Genomic DNA, 22,678 nt, shown 5'->3' on the forward strand with positions numbered 1-22,678 from the left:
AGTTCACGCCTTTTTTACTTAATTTATATACAATTCAAGCTTGTTATACCTTATTCACATAGTCATTAGCACTTTCAGTAATAAAAAAGTTTCATTTATTCTTTTCTCTTCTTGAAGAAAGCCGTTAGCCTTAGCGCCATTGATAAAAGGCTAAAAGACTATGTCACAAGATTCTAATTCGAACTCAGCGCCAGGCGCGGTATTAAACGAACAGCAATGGAATGCAATTACGCAAGCCATTGCAGGCTTAAATCGTGATCAACTTACTTGGGTAAGTGGCTATGCAGCGGGCATGGCAGCTGCGCAAGGCGGTTCGGTTGCCCCTGCGTTACAAAGCGCGCCTGCAGTAGCGGGTGATGCGCCAACGCTAACCATTTTGTACGGCTCACAAACGGGTAATGCAAAAGGTGTGGCTGCGCAGTGTCAAGCTAAAGCAGAAGAAGCCGGCTTTAACAGTAAGCTTGTTAGCATGGCTGATTACAAGCCTCGTAACTTGAAGGCGGAAACCCACGTTGCGGTATTTGTAAGTACACACGGCGAAGGTGATGCGCCAGACGACGCCATTGAACTGCACGAATTCTTAGCCGGTAAAAAAGCACCTAAGCTTGCTAATACCAAATACGCTGTTGTGGGATTAGGTGATAGCAGTTACGAGTTTTTCTGCCAAACAGGTAAAGACTTTGATGAGCGCTTAGGCAAGCTAGGCGGTAAAGCTATCATTGAGCGTTTGGATTGTGATGTCGACTATGAAGCTGAAGCCGAGGCGTGGCTGAATAAGCTAATTGATTCGTTAAAGGATGATTTCAGTGCAGCACCACAAACCGCAGTAGCGGCGCAAACGGGTTCAGCAGTGCAAGGTGTGGCAGCACAGACCTACACCAAAAAGGCACCGTTTAAAGCAACGTTAATTGACGCGCAGAAGATTACAGGTCGTGATTCAGTTAAAGATATCCGTCACATTGAAATTAGCCTTGAAGATAGCGGAATTACCTATAAGCCAGGTGATGCGCTAGGTGTTTGGTTCAAGAACGCAGCTTCTTTGGTATCAGAACTTATTAGCATTTTGTCGTTAGATGGGAATGCTGAAGTTTCTGTAGGTGATGCGTCAATGTCGTTAACTGAAGCATTAACCTCTAAACTTGAATTAACGCTAAGTTACCCTAATTTTATTAAATTATATCAGGCTGCAACGGGCTCTGAATCGTTAGCGACGCTGATGGAAGATAAAGCGCAACTGCGGACCTATATGGCTGAGCGCCAAATCATTGATATTGTGCGTGACCATCCAGGTCAAATTTCAGCACAGCAGCTTGTAGAAGCACTTCGTCCGCTCACGCCTCGCTTGTACTCTATTGCATCAAGCCAAGCAGATGTGGAAGAAGAAGTGCACTTGACGGTAGCTCACGTTGACTATGAAGCGTTTGGTCACCGTCATCAAGGTGGTGCGTCTGGCTTCTTGTGTGAGTATTTACAAGAAAATGGCGACGTAGAAGTTTTTGTTGAAAACAACGATAACTTCCGTTTACCAGCGGACCCGAATACGCCCGTTATCATGGTAGGCCCAGGCACCGGTATTGCACCGTTTAGATCCTTTATGCAAGAGCGTGACGTACAAGGCGCTGAAGGCAAGAATTGGTTGTTCTTCGGTAACCCTAATTTCACGCAAGATTTCTTGTATCAAGTAGAGTGGCAAGGTTACGTTAAAGAAGGTCTGCTAGATAAAATTACGCTTGCATTCTCTCGTGACCAAGAAGAAAAAGTATATGTTCAGCACCGTTTGTTAGAAAACGGCAAAGAAGTGTACGAATGGCTAGAGCAGGGTGCGCACTTCTATGTGTGTGGCGATGCGATGCACATGGCGAAAGATGTAGAAAACGCCTTAATTAGTATTGTGCAGGAGCACGGCGGTAAATCTGAAGCCGATGCAAAAGCTTATATTGTAGAGTTACGAAAAGCGAAACGTTATCAGAAGGATGTCTATTAATGAGTAACGAAAAATCACCATTTATCGTTGAGGGCAAACTGGCTGACAACGAGCGCTTAAAGCGTGAAAGTAATAATTTGCGCGGTACCATCACTACCGATCTTAAAGACGATCTCACTGGTGGTTTCACGGCTGATAACTTCCAGCTTATTCGCTTTCACGGAATGTACCAACAAGACGACCGTGATATTCGCGCTGAACGTGCAAAGCAAAAACTTGAGCCGCTTCACAATGTGATGCTTCGCGCTCGTTTACCGGGCGGCGTTATCACACCTGATCAATGGCTAGCTATCGATAAGTTTGCAGCCGACCACACTATGTACGGCAGCATTCGCTTAACCACTCGTCAAACTTTTCAGTTTCACGGTGTGTTAAAGCCTAAAATTAAGTCTATGCACCAAATGTTGAACAAAGCTGGCATCGACTCTATTGCAACGGCAGGTGATGTAAACCGAAACGTACTTTGTACCTCTAACCCGGTTGAATCTGCGCTTCATCTTCAGGCATTTGAATGGGCTAAAAAGATAAGTGAACACTTACTACCTAAAACCCGCGCGTATGCTGAAATTTGGTTAGACGGTGAAAAGGTCGAAACAACTGAAAAGCCAGTTGAGCCTATTTTAGGCGATAACTACTTACCACGTAAGTTTAAAACTACTGTGGTTATTCCTCCGCAAAACGATGTTGATGTTCATGCGAACGACCTTAACTTTATTGCGATTGCGGAAAATGGTCAGCTAGTTGGCTTTAATGTACTTGTTGGTGGTGGTCTTGCGATGACTCACGGTGACAAGAGCACGTACCCGCGTAAAGCATCTGACTTTGGTTTTATACCGCTGGCAAACACGCTAGACGTTGCCGCTGCGGTTGTTACTACGCAGCGTGATTGGGGTAACCGTGTTAATCGTAAGAATGCGAAAACTAAATACACCCTAGAGCGTGTTGGCGTAGACAACTTTAAAGCTGAAGTTGAAAAGCGTGCGGGCGTAACGTTTGAAGAAAGTCGTCCTTTCGAATTTACCGACCGTGGTGACCGCTTTGGCTGGGTTGAAGGCATTGACGGCAAATATCATCTTACCGTGTTCATCGAAAATGGTCGTATTTTAGATTACCCAGGTAAAACGCTAAAAACAGGTTGTGCAGAAATTGCCAAAATACACAAAGGTGATTTCCGTTTAACCGCAAACCAGAATTTGATTATTGCCGGTGTTCCACCACAAGACAAAGACAAGATAGAAGCTTTAGCTCGTGAGCATGGTCTCATAGCGCCATCTATCTCTAATCAGCGTTTAGACTCAATGGCCTGTGTTGCATTGCCAACCTGTCCGCTAGCGATGGCAGAAGCAGAGCGTTACTTGCCAGATGCTGTTACCGAGTTAGAAGGCTTGCTTGCCAAACACGATCTGGAAGAAGACAGTGTAATTTTCCGCGTAACTGGCTGTCCGAATGGCTGTGGTCGTGCGATGTTGTCTGAAGTTGGCTTGGTAGGCAAAGGTCCTGGCAAGTACAACTTGCACCTTGGTGGTAACCGAGAAGGTACACGTATCCCACGTATGTATCGTGAAAACATTAGCGAACAAGAAATCATGGCAGAGTTAGATACGCTGTTTGGTCAATGGGCTAAAGAGCGTGAAGCTGGTGAAGCCTTTGGTGATTATGTCGTTCGCGCTGGTGTTGTAAAACCAGTAGTAGACTCCGCACGGGATTTCTATGACGAATAACACAGCAGAAAAGCAGCAGCCACTTACGCTTGATATTAGCAAGGAAGCCCTTGCTGATATCAACGACATGCTGGAAAAAATGACAGCGCAAGAGCGAGTTGCTTGGGCGCTGGATAACTTGCCTGATACTCATATTGTGTCTTCGAGTTTCGGAGCGCAGTCGGCAGTTATGCTGCACATGCTTACCCAAGCACAGCCGGATATACCCGTTGTGCTTACCGATACCGGTTATCTGTTTCCTGAAACGTATAAATTTATAGATGAGCTAGTTGAGAAGCTTGATTTAAACTTGCACGTTTACAGCGCCAAAGTGTCCTCTGCGTGGCAAGAAGCACGATTTGGTCGACTTTGGGAACAAGGCATTGAGGGTATTGAAACATACAACAAGATGAACAAAGTCGAGCCAATGCAGCGTGCACTAGGTGAACTGAAAGCCGGCACCTGGTTTGCCGGCTTGCGCAGAAGCCAATCTGATACTCGGGGCAAACTACCTGTGTTACAAAAAGTAGGGCAGCAGTTTAAGCTATACCCAATTATTGATTGGAGCAACAAAGACCTTCACTACTACCTTAAAGACAATGACTTGTCTTATCACCCGCTTTGGGAACAAGGTTACGTCTCAATTGGCGATTGGCATACAACGCAGTCGCTACAAGAGGGTATGAGTGAACAAGATACCCGCTTCTTTGGGTTAAAGCGTGAATGCGGATTGCACGAGTTTGGTGACGGTATTTAACTTATGTTGAATACCTCGCCTAATACTTTTTTCAATTCTTGCAGATACGTATCGTTAGAAGATTTAGTCACCAGCTTGTAAAGCTCACTTCCCACTGAAGTAAATTTGTAATACACCAAAGCAACCCCTGACGTTTTACACGTTAGTGTTATGTTTTCATTAACACATCGCCACGTGACTTGTTGTCCCTCTGTGTATTCGGCGCTCTCAATTTCGCTGGCATAGATTAATTTCATTTCCTGCAGCGATAATAGGTCGGGATAACTAAGTCCGACAGATGCCAGATTTAACTGTTCTGGAATGGGTTTTCGAAGAAACGAAAGCAAGCCTTTACGTTTATGATATCCCACCAATATGCGCGGTACGGTATCATTACTTTTCCGACTCGCTACATTAACGGCTTTATTAAATACTTTTGCATCTCTATGCGTCAGCGTTTTGAGCAACTGTAGCGTGCGAAGTGAAAAACTACCGGGACGGGCGACCTCAACGGCAAAAATCTTGCCCCACAATTCTTGCATTGGTTGGCTGTAAATCTCTTCGGCCATGGTACTAAAAGCAAAAAACCAATCTGCATCAAGATTATCGCTAGTTTGTTCGTTGATTGACACATTTAGTGCTATATTTAGTACAGATTGAAGATTGCTCGCTTTTTGAGTTTCTAGAATTTGTTTCCTACGTTCTAGCGCATGTTTTTGCTTTTTAGGATCAGGAGACAACATAGAAGGGCTAATACCCACTCTAGCAAACCATGACAACATGCGTTGGCGGCTTGCAACCGACTTTTCCGAGCTTGCGACTTTCTCAGCAGCGGGTTGGTCATTAGTTGCTTTAGCGCTACTGACTTCCGTATTCTGAGTTTTTTTAATCTCAGGTGGGAAATGCTGAGGTGAAATCTTCATATCTACTTAAGTAAATGAATGTAAACTAGCGTGTACCATGAGAGCACTATTGCATTGCGTAACGCATTTATCAATGTAATCGTCTCCTTAATACATTAAGTAGTGCATTCTTGTTTTGTATGTATCTGGGAAATGAGCGGTAATGTCGGCAATGGATTACGATAACGACGAGTTAATTTTTTTAGATGATGATGATTCAGTTGCAGAGCCGGTATTATTAGGCAAAGACTGGAACATTCTTATCGTCGATGATGATGAAGAGATTCACACAGTAACGCGTCTCGCGCTGTCTGATCTTGTCGTTAACGATCGCAAGTTAAACTTCATTCACGCCTATTCTGCTAAACAAGCCAAAGAAAAGCTTCACGAACATGGTAACAGCATCGCCATTATTCTTCTTGATGTTGTCATGGAAACTGATGATGCGGGCTTTGACGTAGTAAAATACATTCGTGAAGACATGAAGCTGTACGAGCCTCGAATAATATTGCGCACAGGGCAACCAGGCTATGCTCCTGAAGAGCAGGTTATTAAAATTTATGATATTAATGACTACAAAACAAAGACGGAGCTTACGCGCGCAAAACTGCTGACGACCATTATTTCCTCTCTTCGCTCTTATCAGCAAATCATAACCATCAGCCAAAGCCGCGCAGGTTTAGAAAAAATAATTACGTCATCGGCTAATTTATTTGAAGAGCACTCGGTAAAAGAATTCTGTGAAGGCGTTGTTACCCAAATTAGCTCTCTTATAGGCCTCGATTCTGAGGGGCTTTTGTGCGCACGAGCAGGGTCGCTTTTAGACCAAGACGACGAACAAGTATATGTTCTTGGTGCTGCGGGCGAATACGCAAAATTTATCAACCACCCGGTTGATGACCTTAACAACAGCGAAATTGAAGAAAACGTAAGTCGCTGTCTGCGTCTTAAAAAACATCTATTTGAGCCTTCATGTTCCATACTTTATATTAGCCGAGCTGGATTTGAGGCTGCTGTTTATATACGCCAGACTCACGAAATAAACGAGCTCGATAAAAATCTCCTAGAAGTATTTTTATCGAGTATTTCTGTAGGCTATGAAAACGTTAATTTGTTCCACGAATTAAGAAATGCTGCTTTTAGAGATTGGTTGACTCGATTGCCAAACCGCAATGAGTTTATCAACATGCTAGATAAACCTCATATATTCGCAGGCAAAAACTACACTGTCGCTCTCATAGATGTTAATCATTTTTCTGATGTTAATGACGGCTTAGGGCAAGAGGTTGGCAATGATCTGCTGCGTGCGGTAAGTGATCGCTTTCATTCATCTTTCGATGACAAGGTTAAAAAGGGTCGTATAGGTGCTGACGTATTTGGTTTAATTGGACCTGATGAGCTTGTTTGCCCAGAGTCTATCAACGATGTTTTCCAGTCTTCTTTCCAGGTAGGCGATCATACACTACCCGTCAACGTTACCCTTGGACTCTGCAAGTTAGACAATAAGCGCCACATTGGCATTGAGATTCTAAAGCGTACTAATATTGCGCTAAATCGCGCCAAGAAAAACCTGACTGATAACTTTGAATATTATGCCAAAGATATTGAGGATCAAACGACTTGGCGTTTAGATATGATTCGCCAGCTAAGAAGCGACTTTGCGGCTAGAAAACTAGAACTATGGTTTCAGCCGCAAATAGACTTGCTCAATGAAAAAGTGGTAGGTATGGAAGGCTTACTTCGCTGGCCCGATGGTGAGGGTGGCTATATATCGCCAGCTGTTTTTGTGCCGCTTGCTGAATACTCTGGGCTCATTGTTGATATTGGTGAATGGGTACTCGAAGAGTCATGTCGCCGGCTGCTAGAGCTTAGAGAAAAGGGATATGGACACCTTAGAGTTGCTGTGAACATATCTATTCCACAGTTTCGCGATAGGTTATTTGTGGACAAAGTCAAACAAGCACTCTCAAAGTCGAACTGTGACCCCAGTCTATTAGAGCTTGAAATAACTGAAAGTGTGGTCATGGATGAGCCGCAAATTGTGATAGATGCGTTGCGCTCGTTAAAAGAATTCGGCGTTCAAATTGCAATTGATGACTTCGGAACAGGCTTTTCTTCAATGAGTTATTTGCAGCAGTTGCCTCTAGACCGTTTAAAAGTCGATCGGTCTTTCGTTAAAGACATCAAGCCGGGTGCCAGTGCCGTGCTTGCCGAAACCATCGTGACATTAGGGAATAAGTTAGGATTACTCACTATTGCGGAAGGCGTGGAAAAAAGAGAACAAGCAAGCTACATGATTAAACTAGGGTGTGATGAGGCTCAAGGTTTTCTATACGCTAAGCCCATGCCGTTCGATTCGCTTCTAGCGTTTCTTGAAGCGCATGATTAATTTGTTAAGGCTGACGAAATAGCGCGCTGCATTTTGGGAAGTATATCTAGCTTGAACCACGGATTTTTAGCTAGCCATCTGTTGTTTCTGCCTGACGGATGGGGTAACACAAAGTGTGTGTTTGTTGGGGTGCCTACGGCTTCAGTTAAGGTTTTATACTGCGGTAAATAATATTGCTGCGAGTATCGACCCACGTAAAGCGTGATTTTAGGCTTTAAATAGTTAAGAAACTCATCGTGCCATACAGGTGCACATTCTTTTCTAGGTGGCGCATCAGCACCGTTTTTATACCCTGGAAAGCAAAAGCCCATGGGCAACACCGAGATTAAATGTGGGTTGTAAAAGGTTTCTTTAGATACACACAACCATTCTCGCAGGCGGTCCCCGCTGGGATCATCAAACGCGATGCCTCTTTCATGAGCTTTAAGCCCGGGTGCTTGCCCGATAATAAGTATTTTAGTTGATGGAGCAGTATTGAATATTGGATTAGGTTTGTGAGGTAGATGAGGGGCACATAGTGAGCAATTCCTCGCTTTCATCACCAACGCATCATGACCTTCCAAAACTTTCTCCAATTATTTCTCTTTGTAATACTTTTGTCACAATTGTATGATCTCAATTTGACTATCTAATGTATATACAGTATGTTTAATAGTGACAGTAGTAGACTGTAGCACAGGAGAAGAAACATGCGTAAAGTAGTACTAACATTAGCTCTATCAGCAGCCTTTGGTATTGCGCATGCGGAATCTGGTGAGAACCAGCTTTTCGATTGCATGGATGCGAAAACATTCGAAATGAATAACCAATGTATGTCGGATCAAATCGGCAATAACATTCGTTTCCGTGATGCACAAGCAAAGCTGATCGACATTGCAAGCGAAAGTCAGGGTGACTACGCCATAGCAACAATGACATTCGATCAAGAAAATATGCACATCGACATCGTAGCACATAAAGATTCGCTTAACGCGCTTGCTGCGAACCGTAACTAATTTTTAGTTAACGCATATAAGCCGGCGACAATTTCGCCGGCTTTTTTGTATCTGTTAAAAAATCCTATTAAGTCCGTTGATGGCAGCTACACGGTAAGCTTCCGCCATAGTCGGATAGTTAAACGTGGTATTAACGAAATAGTCTATGGTGTTGCCTTCGCCTTTTTGCTGCATGATGGCCTGACCGATATGAACAATCTCAGAGGCACGTTCACCAAAGCAGTGAATACCCAATATTTCTTTCGTTTCCCGGTGAAAGAGAATTTTAAGACTACCTGTTTGCGTTGATGCAATTTGCGCTCTGGCCAAATGTTTGAACTGGGCTCTTCCCACCTCATACGGTATTTTGGCTGCGGTAAGTTCTTGTTCTGTTTTACCTACCGAACTAATTTCTGGAATGGTATAGATACCCGACGGAATATCTTCTACTAACGCTGAATGTGTATTTATGCCAAGCATGGCTTCAGCGGCAAATCGTCCTTGGTTGTATGCTGCCGATGCTAAACTTGGGTAACCAATCACATCGCCAACAGCGAATACATTATCTACGTCAGTTTGATAATTCTGATTAACTTTAAGTTGTCCTCTGCCATCAGCTTTCAAACCAATATTCTCAAGTTTAAGGGTATCTGTGTTGCCCGTACGCCCATTGGCAAACAGTAAGCAATCAGCCCGCATGCGCTTGCCTGACTCTAAGTTTAAAATCACTGAATCTTCGGTAGCTTCTACAGAAGAGTAGGTTTCGTTGTGACGAATAAGTACGCCGTTATTCCACAAGTGGTAACTTAGCGCATCAGAGATCTCGTCATCTAAGAATGACAGTAAGCGGTCTCGCATATTAACCAGATCGACTTTCACCCCTAGGCCTCTAAAAATACTGGCATATTCAGACCCAATTACACCTGCACCATAAATTATGATGGACTTCGGATCGTGGTCTAAAGATAAGATGGTGTCAGAGTTATAAATACGAGGGTGATTAAAATCGATATCTTTCGGGCAGTAGGGGCGCGAACCTGTGGCTATTGCTATTTGTGCTGCTGTGACTGTGTCTTTCGAACCATCCTCTCGTGTTATTTCTAGAGTGTGTGCATCGACAAAGCTGGCTTCGCCATGAAAGAGGGTAACGCGGTTTCTGTCGTAAAAAGAAGAGCGCAGGCGAGTTTGGCTTTTTACAACACCGCTAGCATGACTCATGATGTCAGAGAACGTAAGGCTCTTGCTTAAATGGTTGTCGGCAAACAGGGGAGAAGAGTTGTATTCAATAAGACGGCTAACGGAGTGACGAAGTGCTTTTGAGGGGATGGTTCCCCAGTGGGTACAGCCACCACCTACTGCTTCGTAGCGCTCTACCACAGCAACTTTTTTACCGGCCTTGGCAAGCTGCATTGCAACGCCCTCTCCACCAGGGCCAGTGCCTATAACGATTGCGTCGTAGTGATACGACGGAGCTTTAGTTTTTTGCTTCGTTGCCATCTTACTTTCCCATATTGTTATATTTGTATTGCGTGGCTTATGAAAATAGTGAGCCGCAATACAAAATAAGTGATTCTGGTTTTAGTATAACTACCTTATCCAACTATAGAATAAAAAAAACCACATAAGCAGATACTTATGTGGTTTTGTTTTATCGAATTAGCTGAAAGAATAAGTAATGCTAAGCCATTTGTAGTGACAGGCTTTGCAGCTGAGTCCATTTTTCTTTCTGCATTGCAAAGGCGTGCTTCATCTCTTTGTATTTGTAAGCAAGCTCTAACCCTTCAATGCTGCGCTTCAATGTACGCTTCTTAACGCGCATAACGCGTTTTTTGGTTGCGTAGTACTCACTCATACGCTGCATTAACAAGTCGTATTCTTCCTGAATGGTATGCATCATTTCTTCCGCATTCGGCAGTAATGATACTTTTTCACTTGCTCTTTGCAGCTGCATCGCTGCCAGGGCTTTTTCGATGCGCTCTTCAGGTACTTTGCGAAGATTCGACGTTAAACCTACATAAGACAGCCCTTTTATTAGCCATTTAGTGGGATCAAACTGATACCAACGAATGCCATTGCGGTAGTCGTACTCAAATATATGGTGATAGTTGTGATAACCCTCACCAAAAGTAAAGAATGCTAAAACGCCATTATCACGTGCCGTATTCTTATCGGTGTAAGGCTGGCTACCCCAGAAGTGCGCAAGTGAGTTAATGAAGAAAGTAACATGGTGAACTAGCACCAAGCGCAATACACCAGCTACTAAAATCATGCCCATGACGTCGCCGTTCAGATAACCCAGCAGACCAGTAATACCAAAGTTAGCAGCGAGTACGATAGGCAAGTAGTATTTGTGCTGCCACATCACAACGCTATCTTTTTGTAGATCTTTACAGTTGCTGTAATCATCGTAACGCTTAGCTTGATACTCGCGTAACATCCAGCCGATGTGCGCAAACCAAAGTCCTTTCTTTGCAGAGTAGGGGTCTTTGTCGTTGTCATCTACATGGCGATGGTGAACGCGATGATCTGACGACCAGTGCAAAATACTATTTTGCAGGGCCATCGCCCCACCAATCGCTAATACGACACGAACTACAATGTTGGCATCGTATGTTTTATGTGACCACAAGCGATGATACCCAGCAGTTATCGACATACCGGTGAAATAGAATAGGAATATGGCGGTACCGATTTCTGCCCAATCGATACCCTTATATGCCACCCAAAGCGGCACACCAATAAATGCAATTGCGCCCGATATTATAAATACCAGCACATTCGTTAGGATAAGAGGAGGTTTTTTCATTTTATACAACTTGGCTTACAACTGTTCGCTAATTTATCTTTTTACGAGGCTTCAGGCAAGCAAAACCCGGATAAGTTCTGCTTACATGTGTAAAGTTTAATTATAGCCGAGGGTGGCTAAAACGCTGGTGAAACGTAAGAATTAATGCTTAACCCTTGTTTATAAAAGAGATGATTTTGTACTGGTCTTCAGCCTACCAGGTCTTTTTTTATTGCATTTTCGATGACAAAAATTCTATCTTGTCCCCAAACCTGAATATCATGGTAGCGAAACACTGGTACGCCCCAACTTCCTTTTGAATACATGTCTTGTTGGTTTCGTTCTACTTCATCTTGCCATGAACGGTTAGTTAAATGTTGTTTGGCTTGCTCCCAATCTAATCCTGCTTTTTCAACGATTTTCTTTAATCCCTTGTCTGTTTCTGCGCGGATCCCTTTAGTATTTACAGCTTCTGAGAAGGCCACCAAATAATGTAGGAAACGCCCATTTTCTCGAGCATAATTAAGAAGTGAATAGCAGCGCCTCACACCATCTCCAAGTGGATCTGCTAGTTTTCCATACGGCCAGCCTAATTTTTTTGCTTCGCGCTTTGTGTCTAAAAATATATAGAGTGCTTTTTTGAAAGGAACAAAAAGACCACGCATCATCATTGGCAACACGGGGTGAACAACTAACGGAACTTGATAGGTGCTAGCCAGAGATATTCCTTCTAACAGTGCTATGTGGGAGTATGGACTTCGCGCCGACCAAAATAGCTCTATAGGTTTTCCGTTTTTAATCTCTACGTCATCGTTTATAGCCGTTGGTAATGCTGCTATATCTGGGCGCTTTCTTTCTAAGTTGTAAGTTCTATTGAAAACCACTGACGTTACATTTGTTAATTTCAATTGCTCTTGAGATAGTCTTTGCTCTAAATGATCCAGTCTATCCACGCCCCAATACCACTCACCATCGTAGTAAACCGTTGCGGGTAAATAATGACCACGCTGACTTAGCTCAATGGTGTTTGCTTTTACTTGTTCTTTAATTGAATTTTTCTTACCAGCATCGATTGTCAATTCAGTTAGCTCTGAACCCTCTGATGTCTCCCAGAATTCATAAACAATGCGAATAAGTTTAGGCCAACTTTCCTTATTATTAATGGCATCTTGAAGTTTTATGGTATACGCCATAGTTCTTTCTGAATTAGGTTCTTTTAAACCGGTTTCCTGAGCGGGTACGGGTAAAAAGTTGTACAGTTGTGCAAGAAACATTGCGTCATTTAAGGCATGGTTTTCCCAAAGGGTTGGCTCTGGGAACATAACATTGTCAGTCGTGCTTATGACCTTTATCGAAAAGTCGACCTTAAACCTTTCTTCTATACTCGGTAATGCCTGAAGTAGTAAAAATGAATAGGGATCATCAACCTTTATGTACACTGATAGTTGAGCTGACTTGCGAAGTAGAATGCGTTTGGCCTTAAAAAACTGTCTACGAACTTGTAAACGCCAATCACTGGAGATAGCTTGGAGTAGTAGCGGCTTTATAGTTTTCTTCAACGTCGTTATCTCTTGTTTCCCAAAGTACTATAGTTAACATCTATTTGCTGGTCATTTCCGGACAACCTCTATTCATTTTGATTAAATTGTTAATGCCCTGTTAACATTTCATGCTTGGCGTCTTAGGATATTGTATAACTTCTAGATACCTGAGCTAAGAATGAGAAAAGGTGTTTTCACTTACAATGAAGCAGTATTACCTATCTACTTTCCCAAAGTCCTGTTTGGCATGCTATGTGATGAGGGATACCACCCTGACGGGTTGCTTGCCGGCTGCGGTTTAAAGGAAAATGACTTTGAAGTTGAAAATATTAAGTTATCACTTAACGAGCACCAGCAATTCATTAAAAATGTTCTTGAAGTCAGTCAGAATGAGCATATCGGCTGGAATTTCGGAAAGTGCATTAATTTAACGACGCTTGGAACTGTTGGTTATGGTGCGCTCAGTAGCGAAACATTAAAGGAGGCCCTTGAATTTATCAGCCAGTTTCTTCACCTGCGAACGGCTCTTTTCAGCGTTAGATTGGGGGAGCAAAATAATGGCGTAAAAGATGAGAGCTATTTAGAAGTAAAACCATTGACCTCTTTTAGTAATTCTCAATACTTTTTGCTTACCGCGGCGGTAAGCGCAGCTATGAATGTTATTCAGTTCTGTTATCCAAACACAAGTGTTGTGTCAAAAATCGAGATGCAGTGTCAAACTCCCAAATCAAACTGTGAGGCTTATCTCCCCAGTAGAGTTCCAATCGTGTTTAACAAGCTGTCTACGCGTATTTACCTTCACAATACGTTGCTGAATGCTTCTTTACCTACTGCAGATTCTTTTTCTCAAAAAGCCATGTATGCGTTATGCGCAGAACAATCTTCTAACTTCGGCAAGAGAAAGGATGTTGTTACAGCTTTAAGAAAGTGTATTAAAGAGAGTTATCGTTTTTCTCTTTCTTTAGATGATGCGGCTGCGTTTTTCTATATCTCTCCCAGAACGCTTCGCCGCGCGCTGTCTTCTTGCGGCACACATTTCAAATCAATTGTTAATGAAGAAAAGGCCCAATTCGCAAAGGAGATGCTTTCAAAAACAAATTTAACTATGGCAGAAATAGCGCTCCAATTAAATTTTTCTGACCCCTCTAATTTCGGTAGAGCTTTCAAAGCTTGGACTGGAGTTTCTCCTGTAGGTTGGCGAGAGCGCGGACAATAATTGCGATATTTTTCTATAAAAAATTAATTAGTGTGGCTGTTTGTCCTCTTTTAACCATGGCATGACCACTTCTGAACTTACTCTAGGTTGGAAATGCCCGCCATAATCCGTACTTGATGTTCTAGGTAGAATTGATTCAAGGAAAACGAGTTATGAATACAAATATGTCGGGAAAGACTGCAATTGTTGCTGGTGGTAGCGCAGGTATGGGAAAAGCAAGTGCTATAGCCCTTGCTGAAGAAGGGGTAAACTTAATTATATCTGCCAGACGCGAGCAGCGACTAAACAATACAGTAGAAGAAATTAGATCTCGCTACGGCGTAGAAGTTACTGCTGTGGTTGCAGATCACGCCACGGAAGAGGGGCGTGCAAAGCTGTTAGCGGCCTGTCCAGGCCCTGATATTCTTATTATTACCATATCTCCGCCACCGATTATTTGGGAATACGACGATATAGAAGAAGAGAACTGGCTTGAGTCAGTTAAGCTTGGTCTTATTGGGCCGGTTGAGCTTATAAAAGCATTTAGTAAACCTATGAAAGAGAAAGGGTGGGGAAGAATAGTGAATATCGCCACCGTGGCCGCAAAGTACCCTTTAGAAATGAGGTTGATGTCGGGACCTGCACGCTCTGCGCTGGCGAACTACACTTCGGTTGTATCAAGAGACTTAGCTAAGTATGGGGTGATCTTAAACAACGTATTACCAGGTATGTATGCTACCGAAGGGATGATCGAGTTAGCCTTACCTCATAAAGAAAAAATTGAACAAAAATATGGGAAAGGCGCGGCTGATAACATAACGCCTGAAATGGTACACAAGATGACCTTGGACTTGTTCGACATTCCTACTCACTCACTGGGCAATCCGAAAGACCTGGCGCAATTTGTCACATTGCTCTGTTCAGATGCTGCCAAATTCACCGTAGGTCAAAACCTTGTGCTTGATGGTGGAATGGCAAGAAGCCTGTTTTAAACATTAAGTTAATACAAAGATTCACTTAAGCGAAAAATGCCAGACACTTAAAAGTGTCTGGCACAAGCGCGTTATCGTTTTTGTTTGCTCTAAATAACAGTTTGCTTCAGGTGCTTAGAATTTACCCCTTACGCCCAAGTTATAACGTGGACCATATGTCTCATAATCAATAAGCTGGTTGCTAAATCGACCGTGTCTACGGGTACTTTCGTCAGTGACATTAATCCCTTCTAAAAAGACAGATATATTCTCATTAACATCGTAACTAGCAGAAACGTCGAGCTGACTATAAGATTCAGTGAACGTAGGTTCTAGGCCTCCAGAAAGTAAAAATTCGTCACGCCAGTTGTAGGCCGCCCTTACCTCATAATTTTCTTTCTCATAGAAAATAACGACATTCGCAGAGTCACTTAAGCCGGTAAGCGCAAAATCATTTTCTAACGAATACACGTCGTATTCATCTTCACTGTCTACCAGGGTATAGTTAACTATACTGCCAAAACCAGATTCGCCAAACAGGTGCTGAACATTAAACTCCCATCCGTAAACTCGGGTCGCGTCAAGGTTTTGAGGTGTAGAAATTTCCCATTGAATAACGGGGTCCCCTGGCTGGGAAAGGCAATCAGCAACCGGATTAGTTACTGTGCCATTAGGACAGGTTGCTCTTGGGTTTGCGCTGGGATCCGTTAATGGGCCATTAGGCCCAACTAGCTCACTTTCTATTTGCCCTGTAGAAATAAAATTGTCAACTTGCTTGCGAAAGTGTCCTAAAGAAGCATAACTGCCTTCTTGATAATAATACTCTAAAGATAAATCAATGTTTTCCGACTCAAAGGGCAGTAAATTAGGGTTTCCTCGAGACGCTCGAAAGGGACCGCCCGCGCGATGTAGGTTTAAGCTGGTGGCCGGAAACATCGCACCTATACTACTTCTAGCAATAGTCTTACTGTACGAAAACCTTGCGATAAATTCGTCAGTCATTTCTAAACTAAAATCTAAGTTTGGTAGAAAATGCTCGTACGCCCCCTCAAGGGTTTCAGTGACCTCTTCATCCGCTAGCACTTTTGCAACTTGAATTGGTGTGATCCAGTTAAAGCCAACGACGGGTCTTTGTACAGAGTACGACTCGACATCTGTTTCCTCATACCTCACTCCGAAGTTTGCACTTATTGGCATATCATTGAAATCTGTAACGAAATCGAAAGAGATGTACGCGGCAGTGGTTTTCTCAGATATACCGTCTTGCTTGATATCAGCTTCATTGTATAGCGATTGCTCGCGTACTAAATCAAGAAATTCGTTGGCGCTAAATACTGGAAGAAAGTCGAAGCCTATACCACCAGGGCTAAAACTGTAGTCAAGTGCACTGATATCCATCGTTCCATTGCCTAAAGCAAAGTTATCGCTGTAGATATTATTGCTGTCTACGTCGTATTTAGTGTGTGCAAAGCCGAAGTTGATAGCGTCAAGAGCACCGGTTTCCATGTTTAGCCACTTACCGGAAAGCTGCAATTGCTGAATATTATTTTCGATCTCGTAACCGCGCTCTTGATACAAATCAGCTTCTATATTTTCAGCAGCATAGGCGCCACCAGGTACGCCGCTGTCATCGTAAAAGGCCATAGGAATATCGCCGCTAAAATCTGCACTAATATGCACCGGAGCGAGTTCGCCAAAGGGGTTCTTAAGGTTGGCGATACGTTCGGCTGGTAAAGCTCCCGGATTAGAGTGAGATGTTGAATCGTGTACATCTAATTCGAAGCTAAGCGCCTCGGTTGCTAGCCATTCAAAATTGGCGCCGTACGAGTCGTTTTCAGTTTCAAAGTTGTATTCCCAGGCCCAAAAGTTGAGCTCATCGTTCATTCGACTCGGGTTAACAATAGTGCCGTTTTCATCAGCTGCACCGTCTTGAACATTGTCGAACCAGAAACTCATACGGTTCATTTTACCTTGTTCATCTAATCGAGATACCACATAGTCTAGCGTGGCTGTAAGAGTTTCTGTGGGGGCGTACTGAAAGACGAGCTGACCGTTTATACGGTCTCTATTAAAGTTTGTTTCTTCGAAATCTACAGTTGGAGTGCGCCATGTGGCAAGCGTAGGGTTTTTCGAGGTATCTATTTTGCTAGTATCTGGGTTGGCTTGCCCTGGGTATCCGCGCCCCCAGCCTTGTGTTCCAATGCGGTCAACATGACTGTCCCGCTCAGCATAAGAGAGCGATGCGAGAATGCCATAGGTTTTATCCGCAAACGTCTTACTCAACAATCCGGCTAGTTCAGGAGTGACATCGTCGCCCACCGTTACGCTAGTGTCCATAACCGCTTTTGCACTCCATGCTGCTACAAATTCATCCAATTCAAAAGGACGAGCTGTATTGATATTTATTGTAGCGCCTAGCCCTCCAGAGCTTACATGAGCTTTACCCGTTTTATAAACTTCAACGCCAGACACGCTTTCCGCAGCAATTTCGCGAAAATTGAAGCTACGGGAAATGCCTTTTGAAATAAGTGAAGAAGAATTAGGCATTTGGCGATTATTGAGGGTCACTAAGTTAAAGCTGGGACCAAAACCTCGAACAGTAACTTGGTTCCCTTCGTTGTTCGAACGGTCAATGGATACCCCGGTAATTCGCTGTAGCGATTCAGCAAGATTGGTATCTGGAAACTTTCCGATATCTTCTGCAGAAATGGCCTCTACTACACCAGACGACTCGCGTTTAATGTCCATAGCTGAGGTAAGAGATCCTCGAATCCCCTTTACTTCAATGACTTCGACAGACGTATCCTCTTGAGCCACTAAGGCGCTGCTGAAAAGAGAAGATGCAACAGCGAAGGAGACTGCGTTTAACTTTACGTTTTTCATAAACAGACCTGTAAATTTTATGTGAATCTATTGTTTCGTCATTGTTGTATGTATTATGTATATTGTCAACAATTGTCATCAAGTAAAGTTGAATTTTTAAATGCTGCTAGCAATAGGAAAAACGCGAGCCTAACCAATCAAGGGGTTATGAAGCGTGTCAGATATAATTCGCTTGGCGAATGAATATGAAGGTAAACAAATAGTTGTTTGCAGGAATATTGTGATTAGTACGTCTAAAGCGCACTACCAGGCTGGTAGTGCAGCGTATTCAATAAAGAAAGAAAAGTTAGCACTTACGTATGTTGCAAGCAGAAGAGTCTTAGATGGCTTGTTAAAGGGATTTATGTAAAGTTTTTACTTAATGTTTTTGCGGATTGCGGCAATAGCGGCTTTTGCGTCACCTTCGCGAAAGGCATTGACGATATCTCTATGTTCGTCTACCAGTTTGCTTGAAGTTTTAATACGCTGATAATTCATTCGCATGCGAATGACTATTGGATACCAAAGATTTAGAAGACTTTCGCCCCCAGCAAGCTCTACAAAATATTCATGAAAAGCAATGTCAGCTTTAGTGAGTTCTGTGTACTCTTCTCGTTCAAAATGCTCTTGCATATTGTCAATTATCGCATCCATATCAGCTAGTTGTTCTAACGTTAAGTGGCCTGCGAGTTGTTTGGCTGCGTACTCTTCAATTTTTTTACGAAGATCAATGCTTAGCTTTTGTAATTCTGACGGTAGCGGGGCGTTTACAGATGCGCCTACGTTGTTTTTACTAACTAATAATCCCTCTTTAGTCAGCTTTAAAATGACGTCTCGAATTGGACCTCTAGATACGTCGAACCTTTCTGCTAGCTGAATTTCGTTCAGTTTGGTATTCGGTGCTAGTTCACCAGAAATTATATCTGAGCGGATTAGGTCAGCAATTTGATCTCGAACAGAAAGAATTTTTGGCTTCATTGATAACTCCAAATTTTATACTTATACGCGTTTGCGAAATGTTAACCTTTTTCTTTAAATTGTCCAGTAAAAACCAATTGGTATAAGTAAGGTTCTTTCAATCCTTCGGCGTAAGTGATATACGCAGCTTTATTTGAATAAAGCTATTTACCTGCCTGACTCCCAATGTCTATAAATTGAATCTTTGTGGATCTGTTATTCCAGTTTTTGGTATAAGCGCTTTAGGTACATCAATTTTTTTGTCATCAGCCCCACTGGCAAAATTGCTAATGTTATAACTATTGCGCGTATTCCAATCCATTTCTACTCGACCATCTCCTAGCACAATACGCCCAAGCTTTTGGCGGAACCACTTTGCTAGCTCTAAATACTCAACTGTGTATGCGACATTTTTTCTTTCCAAAGGGTCGACTCTTAGATCATACAATGCCAAATCAACTTTCAACGGGTGCGCGGTTAACGCCCACGTAATATTATCATTAAGATAGGGAGTTACAGCGGGTTCACGGCGGTCTCTAGTGCGCATAGAAAATGCAAAGTCTTTGGTGCGCATGTAAGCTCTATGACCGCTAACTAAATTCATTTCACCAAGAATATAGTCTCTCTGATAATTTTCATCGTTTGATACGACAGCTAAATCAACGCCATCTAAATAGTCGTATGCTGACACTTCAACATCGATACCTGCACCTGATAATAGCGTGGGCGCTAAGTCTACATACTCTACTAAACTGTTTACTACTTTCCCCGGTGGATAGGTTTCTTTGTCGGAGGATACAACAATAACTGCACCGTTTAGCGACTGCTTCCAAGGCCCAAACTTTGCCATTATCCCCTGTTCACCTAAGTGCCAGCCGTGATCGCCTACAGTAAAAACGATTAAATAGTCCCGCCCTTGTTGCTTACTGTGGGCTTTGAATGCTTCCACTGCTTTACCTATCAGTGCATCACCAAAAGCGGTAAAGGCGTAGTAATCTTGAACAGCTTGCTGTTTCTCGCTCTCTTTCATTCCATTTGTTTTCGACTCATTGTAGATTTGCTGAAGCTGGGTGGGGAAGGTCGCAACTTCATCAGCGCTAAAATCTGGCAAGCGATATTGTTTGTTTTTGAATTGGTCGCGAAAAGATTTAGGAGGAAGCACTGGGGTATGGGGTAAATGAAAGCCAAGGTTAACAAAAACAGGACTACTGCTTTTGGGGCCATTAACCGGCTTCCCAGCTAGAGTTTTGTATTGATTCCCCGTGTTTTCAAGGTAGCTTTCGAATTCTTCTACAATTAATGCATCTACTGTTTTTTCTGATGGCTGCGGGTTTACCCCGCCTAATATGAGACCCGTATTGATGCGAGTATAGGCTCGTAATATATCAAACTCTTCTTCAACACTGCTTTTTACAGCTTGCTCCTGTGCGTTTAGCTCTCTATCGGCTTTAGAAATCACATATTCTTTCTTTGTTCCGTCTGGGTAAAAAACCGTCTCGGTGGCATCACGTCTTAGCAGAACACCATCTATCAAGCCATGAGAGCCTGTTGAATAAAGCCCTCCAAAACCTTGCTGGTGTAAGTCTCGATTGAACTCTAGAGAAAAATCAAATATAGAGCTTGGCTCGTCTTTTTTCTCACTAATACCGTGATGATGTTTTCCTATTATAGCTGTGGAATAGCCAACATCCCGTAAGCTCTGTGATATAGCTGGTTTCGTAAAATCTGCTTCTTGGTGCGTATGCTCCCAGGCATACTTCCCATTGCGAAACGGATAACGACCAGTATGCATTGACGTTCGAGACGGTCCGCACGCTGGAGAGTTATTGTAAGCGCGTGTGAACATGACGCCTTCAGAGGCGAGAATGTCGATATTTGGTGACGAGACATAGCCTAATGGGCTTTCACTTTTGCCTGTTGTCGCTCGATTATAAGCTTGTATCGAATCTGGACGGTGATCATCTGTAACAATCCATAAGATATTGGGTTGACTATTATTTTGAGCAAAGCTAAATGTCGATAATGCCATTAGTGTCAGTATGGCAATTACTTTGAACGTTTCTATTTTCATAATAGTTGCTGCCTCTTGATATCGTGCCAATTGTTTTTCTAATTGGGCCGCACAGATTGTTATCTAAATAACCATTGGCAAGTTGAGCCTCCATATAAATAGCGGTAGCTAGATATAGGAGGCTTAGTAGGTTTGAATTGCTTTGAAAATGATACTTATTATTTAGCTTCGTTCATGTAAACGGTTTTCTTTTCGAGGTACTGTTCTAACCCGTATTGGCCATCTTCTCCGCCCATACCGCTTTTTTTCCAACCGTTGTGAAAGCCCTGGTGTTGCTCGCCAATTCCACGATTGACGTAGACTTCACCAACTTCCATTTCCGCAATCGCCTTGTTTATATTACTTAGCGAGGTGGTATAAAGGTATGCAGAAAGGCCGTAATCGCTGTCATTCGTAAACGCGATGGCTTGCTCAATACTCGTTACTTTTGTTATTGGCAAAATAGGACCGAAGGTTTCTTCGTGCATGAGCACATTGCTTTGGGCCACATCGCCAACTAGCGTCGGCTCAAACCAATGACCTTTTTCAAACCCTTCAACGGTTGCCTCTTTGCCACCACACAATACTCTCGCCCCCTGTTTCAAACCTTCTTCTAACAAATGGCGGATGTTTGTAATTTCACGAGCATTTACTTTAGGTCCCATTTGCGTATCGGCTAACATTGGATCACCAACTTTTATGGCCTGTACTTTAGGAATTAGCTTTTCTACAAAAGCATCGTAAACATTTTCATGTACATAAAGGCGCTCAGCACAGGTGCATACTTGCCCACAGTTCGCGAAACGAGTATCAATAAGGTCATTTGCCGCTTTTTCTAAATCAGCATCATCCATAACGATAAATGGTGCTTTACCGCCTAGTTCAAGCATCACAGGGATCATATTTTTACCTGCAGACTTGTAAATGCTTTCGCCTGCGCGGGTGCTTCCTGTCATCGTGATCATTTTGGTGATGGGGCTCTCACAGAGATATTGCCCCACACTGGCGCCCGTTCCGTTTACAATGTTCAAAACACCTTTTGGTAAGCCAGCTTTAATTGCAAGTTCGCCTAACAAGAGGGTTGCTAGTGGCGTTTCTTCGGTCGGCTTTAAAACGAGAGTGTTTCCAGTAACAAGCGCTGGTCCAATTTTACGTCCGGCCAATGCCAGTGGGAAGTTCCATGCGGTGATAGCAACTATGACACCGCGAGGGACTTTGTGAATGTAAATTTTCTCGTCTTCAATATCTGAAGGCAGAATATCGCCACGGATAGTTAATGCATTATCGCATGCATAATCGATAAAACTTGCGGTGACCGCTACTTCCATTTCGGCAACACCAATTAGCTTTCCTTGTTCTTTAACAAGTAAAGGGGCAAGTGTATCGCTATGTTCTCTGATTTCTTGTGCGAACTTGCGCAACACTGTAGCACGCTCTCTGGCAGTTTTTTTCGCCCACAGTGGCTGAGCGCTTTGCGCTGATTCAAGAGCAAACTGAGCGTCTTGTTCACAACCCATAGGGATTTCGCCGACTAGTTTACCGTCACTTGGGCTCGTAATTGAAATATGCTCTTGTGAGGCAGAAGCGACGTACTCGCCATCTATGAAGTGTTTTTTGCTATGTTGATACATA

General features: G+C 43.0%; 17 protein-coding genes. 8 read left to right on the forward strand and 9 right to left on the reverse strand.

Annotated elements, in window-relative coordinates:
- Positions 1–160: 160 nt before the first annotated feature.
- The 3 genes from KL866_RS14985 to KL866_RS14995 are packed head-to-tail and all read left to right on the forward strand — an operon-like array spanning position 161 to position 4,441.
- Positions 161–1,984 (forward strand): assimilatory sulfite reductase (NADPH) flavoprotein subunit, encoded by a 1,824-nt coding sequence (locus tag KL866_RS14985; protein ID WP_025254033.1) that lies wholly within the window; start codon positions 161–163, stop codon positions 1,982–1,984.
- Complete coding sequence (gene cysI, locus KL866_RS14990) at positions 1,984–3,705, forward strand: assimilatory sulfite reductase (NADPH) hemoprotein subunit (protein ID WP_214995776.1); 1,722 nt, start codon at positions 1,984–1,986, stop codon at positions 3,703–3,705. The genes KL866_RS14985 and cysI overlap by 1 nt, the downstream gene beginning before the upstream one ends.
- Complete coding sequence (locus tag KL866_RS14995) at positions 3,695–4,441, forward strand: phosphoadenylyl-sulfate reductase (protein ID WP_025254035.1); 747 nt, start codon at positions 3,695–3,697, stop codon at positions 4,439–4,441. The genes cysI and KL866_RS14995 overlap by 11 nt, the downstream gene beginning before the upstream one ends.
- On the opposite strand, the gene KL866_RS15000 is transcribed toward KL866_RS14995, so the two are convergent.
- On the reverse strand, positions 4,438–5,343 hold the full coding sequence (locus KL866_RS15000) for a TIGR03899 family protein (protein WP_025254036.1): 906 nt from the start codon (positions 5,341–5,343) through the stop codon (positions 4,438–4,440). The two genes, KL866_RS14995 and KL866_RS15000, sit on opposite strands and share 4 nt — an antisense overlap.
- Before the next feature lie 142 nt (positions 5,344–5,485).
- On the opposite strand from KL866_RS15000, the gene KL866_RS15005 reads away from it, so the two are divergent.
- Positions 5,486–7,711, forward strand: coding sequence for an EAL domain-containing protein (locus KL866_RS15005; protein ID WP_025254037.1), 2,226 nt, complete (start codon positions 5,486–5,488; stop codon positions 7,709–7,711).
- Here KL866_RS15005 and KL866_RS15010 read toward each other — a convergent pair.
- Positions 7,708–8,286 (reverse strand): uracil-DNA glycosylase family protein, encoded by a 579-nt coding sequence (locus KL866_RS15010; RefSeq protein WP_025254038.1) that lies wholly within the window; start codon positions 8,284–8,286, stop codon positions 7,708–7,710. The genes KL866_RS15005 and KL866_RS15010 overlap by 4 nt on opposite strands.
- Before the next feature lie 114 nt (positions 8,287–8,400).
- Between KL866_RS15010 and KL866_RS15015 the strand changes: the two genes are divergently transcribed.
- Positions 8,401–8,706, forward strand: coding sequence for a hypothetical protein (locus KL866_RS15015; protein ID WP_025254039.1), 306 nt, complete (start codon positions 8,401–8,403; stop codon positions 8,704–8,706).
- 54 nt (positions 8,707–8,760) lie between these two features.
- Here the strand turns inward: KL866_RS15015 and sthA are convergent, their stop codons facing one another.
- The 3 genes from sthA to KL866_RS15030 all read right to left on the reverse strand — a co-directional run bounded on the left by sthA (position 8,761) and on the right by KL866_RS15030 (position 13,029).
- Positions 8,761–10,182, reverse strand: coding sequence for a Si-specific NAD(P)(+) transhydrogenase (gene sthA, locus KL866_RS15020; protein WP_025254040.1), 1,422 nt, complete (start codon positions 10,180–10,182; stop codon positions 8,761–8,763).
- 181 nt (positions 10,183–10,363) lie between these two features.
- Complete coding sequence (locus KL866_RS15025; RefSeq protein ID WP_025254041.1) at positions 10,364–11,491, reverse strand: fatty acid desaturase; 1,128 nt, start codon at positions 11,489–11,491, stop codon at positions 10,364–10,366.
- A 188-nt stretch (positions 11,492–11,679) separates the two neighbouring features.
- Complete coding sequence (locus KL866_RS15030; protein ID WP_025254042.1) at positions 11,680–13,029, reverse strand: DsbA family protein; 1,350 nt, start codon at positions 13,027–13,029, stop codon at positions 11,680–11,682.
- A 160-nt stretch (positions 13,030–13,189) separates the two neighbouring features.
- On the opposite strand from KL866_RS15030, the gene KL866_RS15035 reads away from it, so the two are divergent.
- Both KL866_RS15035 and KL866_RS15040 read left to right on the forward strand, forming a co-directional pair.
- Complete coding sequence (locus tag KL866_RS15035; RefSeq protein ID WP_214995778.1) at positions 13,190–14,227, forward strand: AraC family transcriptional regulator; 1,038 nt, start codon at positions 13,190–13,192, stop codon at positions 14,225–14,227.
- 152 nt (positions 14,228–14,379) lie between these two features.
- Complete coding sequence (locus tag KL866_RS15040; protein ID WP_214995780.1) at positions 14,380–15,198, forward strand: SDR family oxidoreductase; 819 nt, start codon at positions 14,380–14,382, stop codon at positions 15,196–15,198.
- Between the two features lie 114 nt (positions 15,199–15,312).
- Here the strand turns inward: KL866_RS15040 and KL866_RS15045 are convergent, their stop codons facing one another.
- The gene (locus KL866_RS15045; protein WP_025254045.1) at positions 15,313–18,060 is read right to left on the reverse strand and encodes a TonB-dependent receptor; all 2,748 of its coding nucleotides are present in this window, start codon (positions 18,058–18,060) and stop codon (positions 15,313–15,315) included.
- 154 nt (positions 18,061–18,214) lie between these two features.
- On the opposite strand from KL866_RS15045, the gene KL866_RS15050 reads away from it, so the two are divergent.
- Positions 18,215–18,409 carry a hypothetical protein gene (locus tag KL866_RS15050; RefSeq protein WP_025254046.1) on the forward strand — a complete coding sequence of 65 codons (195 nt, stop codon included), beginning with the start codon at positions 18,215–18,217 and terminating at the stop codon, positions 18,407–18,409.
- 5 nt (positions 18,410–18,414) lie between these two features.
- Here KL866_RS15050 and KL866_RS15055 read toward each other — a convergent pair whose 3' ends face one another.
- From KL866_RS15055 to aldA, 3 genes are all read right to left on the reverse strand, one after another.
- Positions 18,415–19,017, reverse strand: a complete 603-nt coding sequence (locus KL866_RS15055; RefSeq protein ID WP_025254047.1) for a GntR family transcriptional regulator — start codon at positions 19,015–19,017, stop codon at positions 18,415–18,417.
- A gap of 169 nt (positions 19,018–19,186) precedes the next feature.
- A complete protein-coding gene (locus tag KL866_RS15060) occupies positions 19,187–21,067 on the reverse strand; it encodes a sulfatase-like hydrolase/transferase (protein ID WP_214995782.1) in 1,881 nt (626 codons plus the stop codon).
- A gap of 158 nt (positions 21,068–21,225) precedes the next feature.
- Positions 21,226–22,677: an aldehyde dehydrogenase gene (gene aldA, locus KL866_RS15065; RefSeq protein ID WP_214995784.1), complete on the reverse strand. Its 1,452-nt coding sequence runs from the start codon at positions 22,675–22,677 to the stop codon at positions 21,226–21,228.
- Position 22,678 lies beyond the last annotated feature (1 nt).

The organism is Alteromonas sp. ALT199, assembly GCF_018619335.1.
Taxonomy (GTDB): domain Bacteria; phylum Pseudomonadota; class Gammaproteobacteria; order Enterobacterales; family Alteromonadaceae; genus Alteromonas.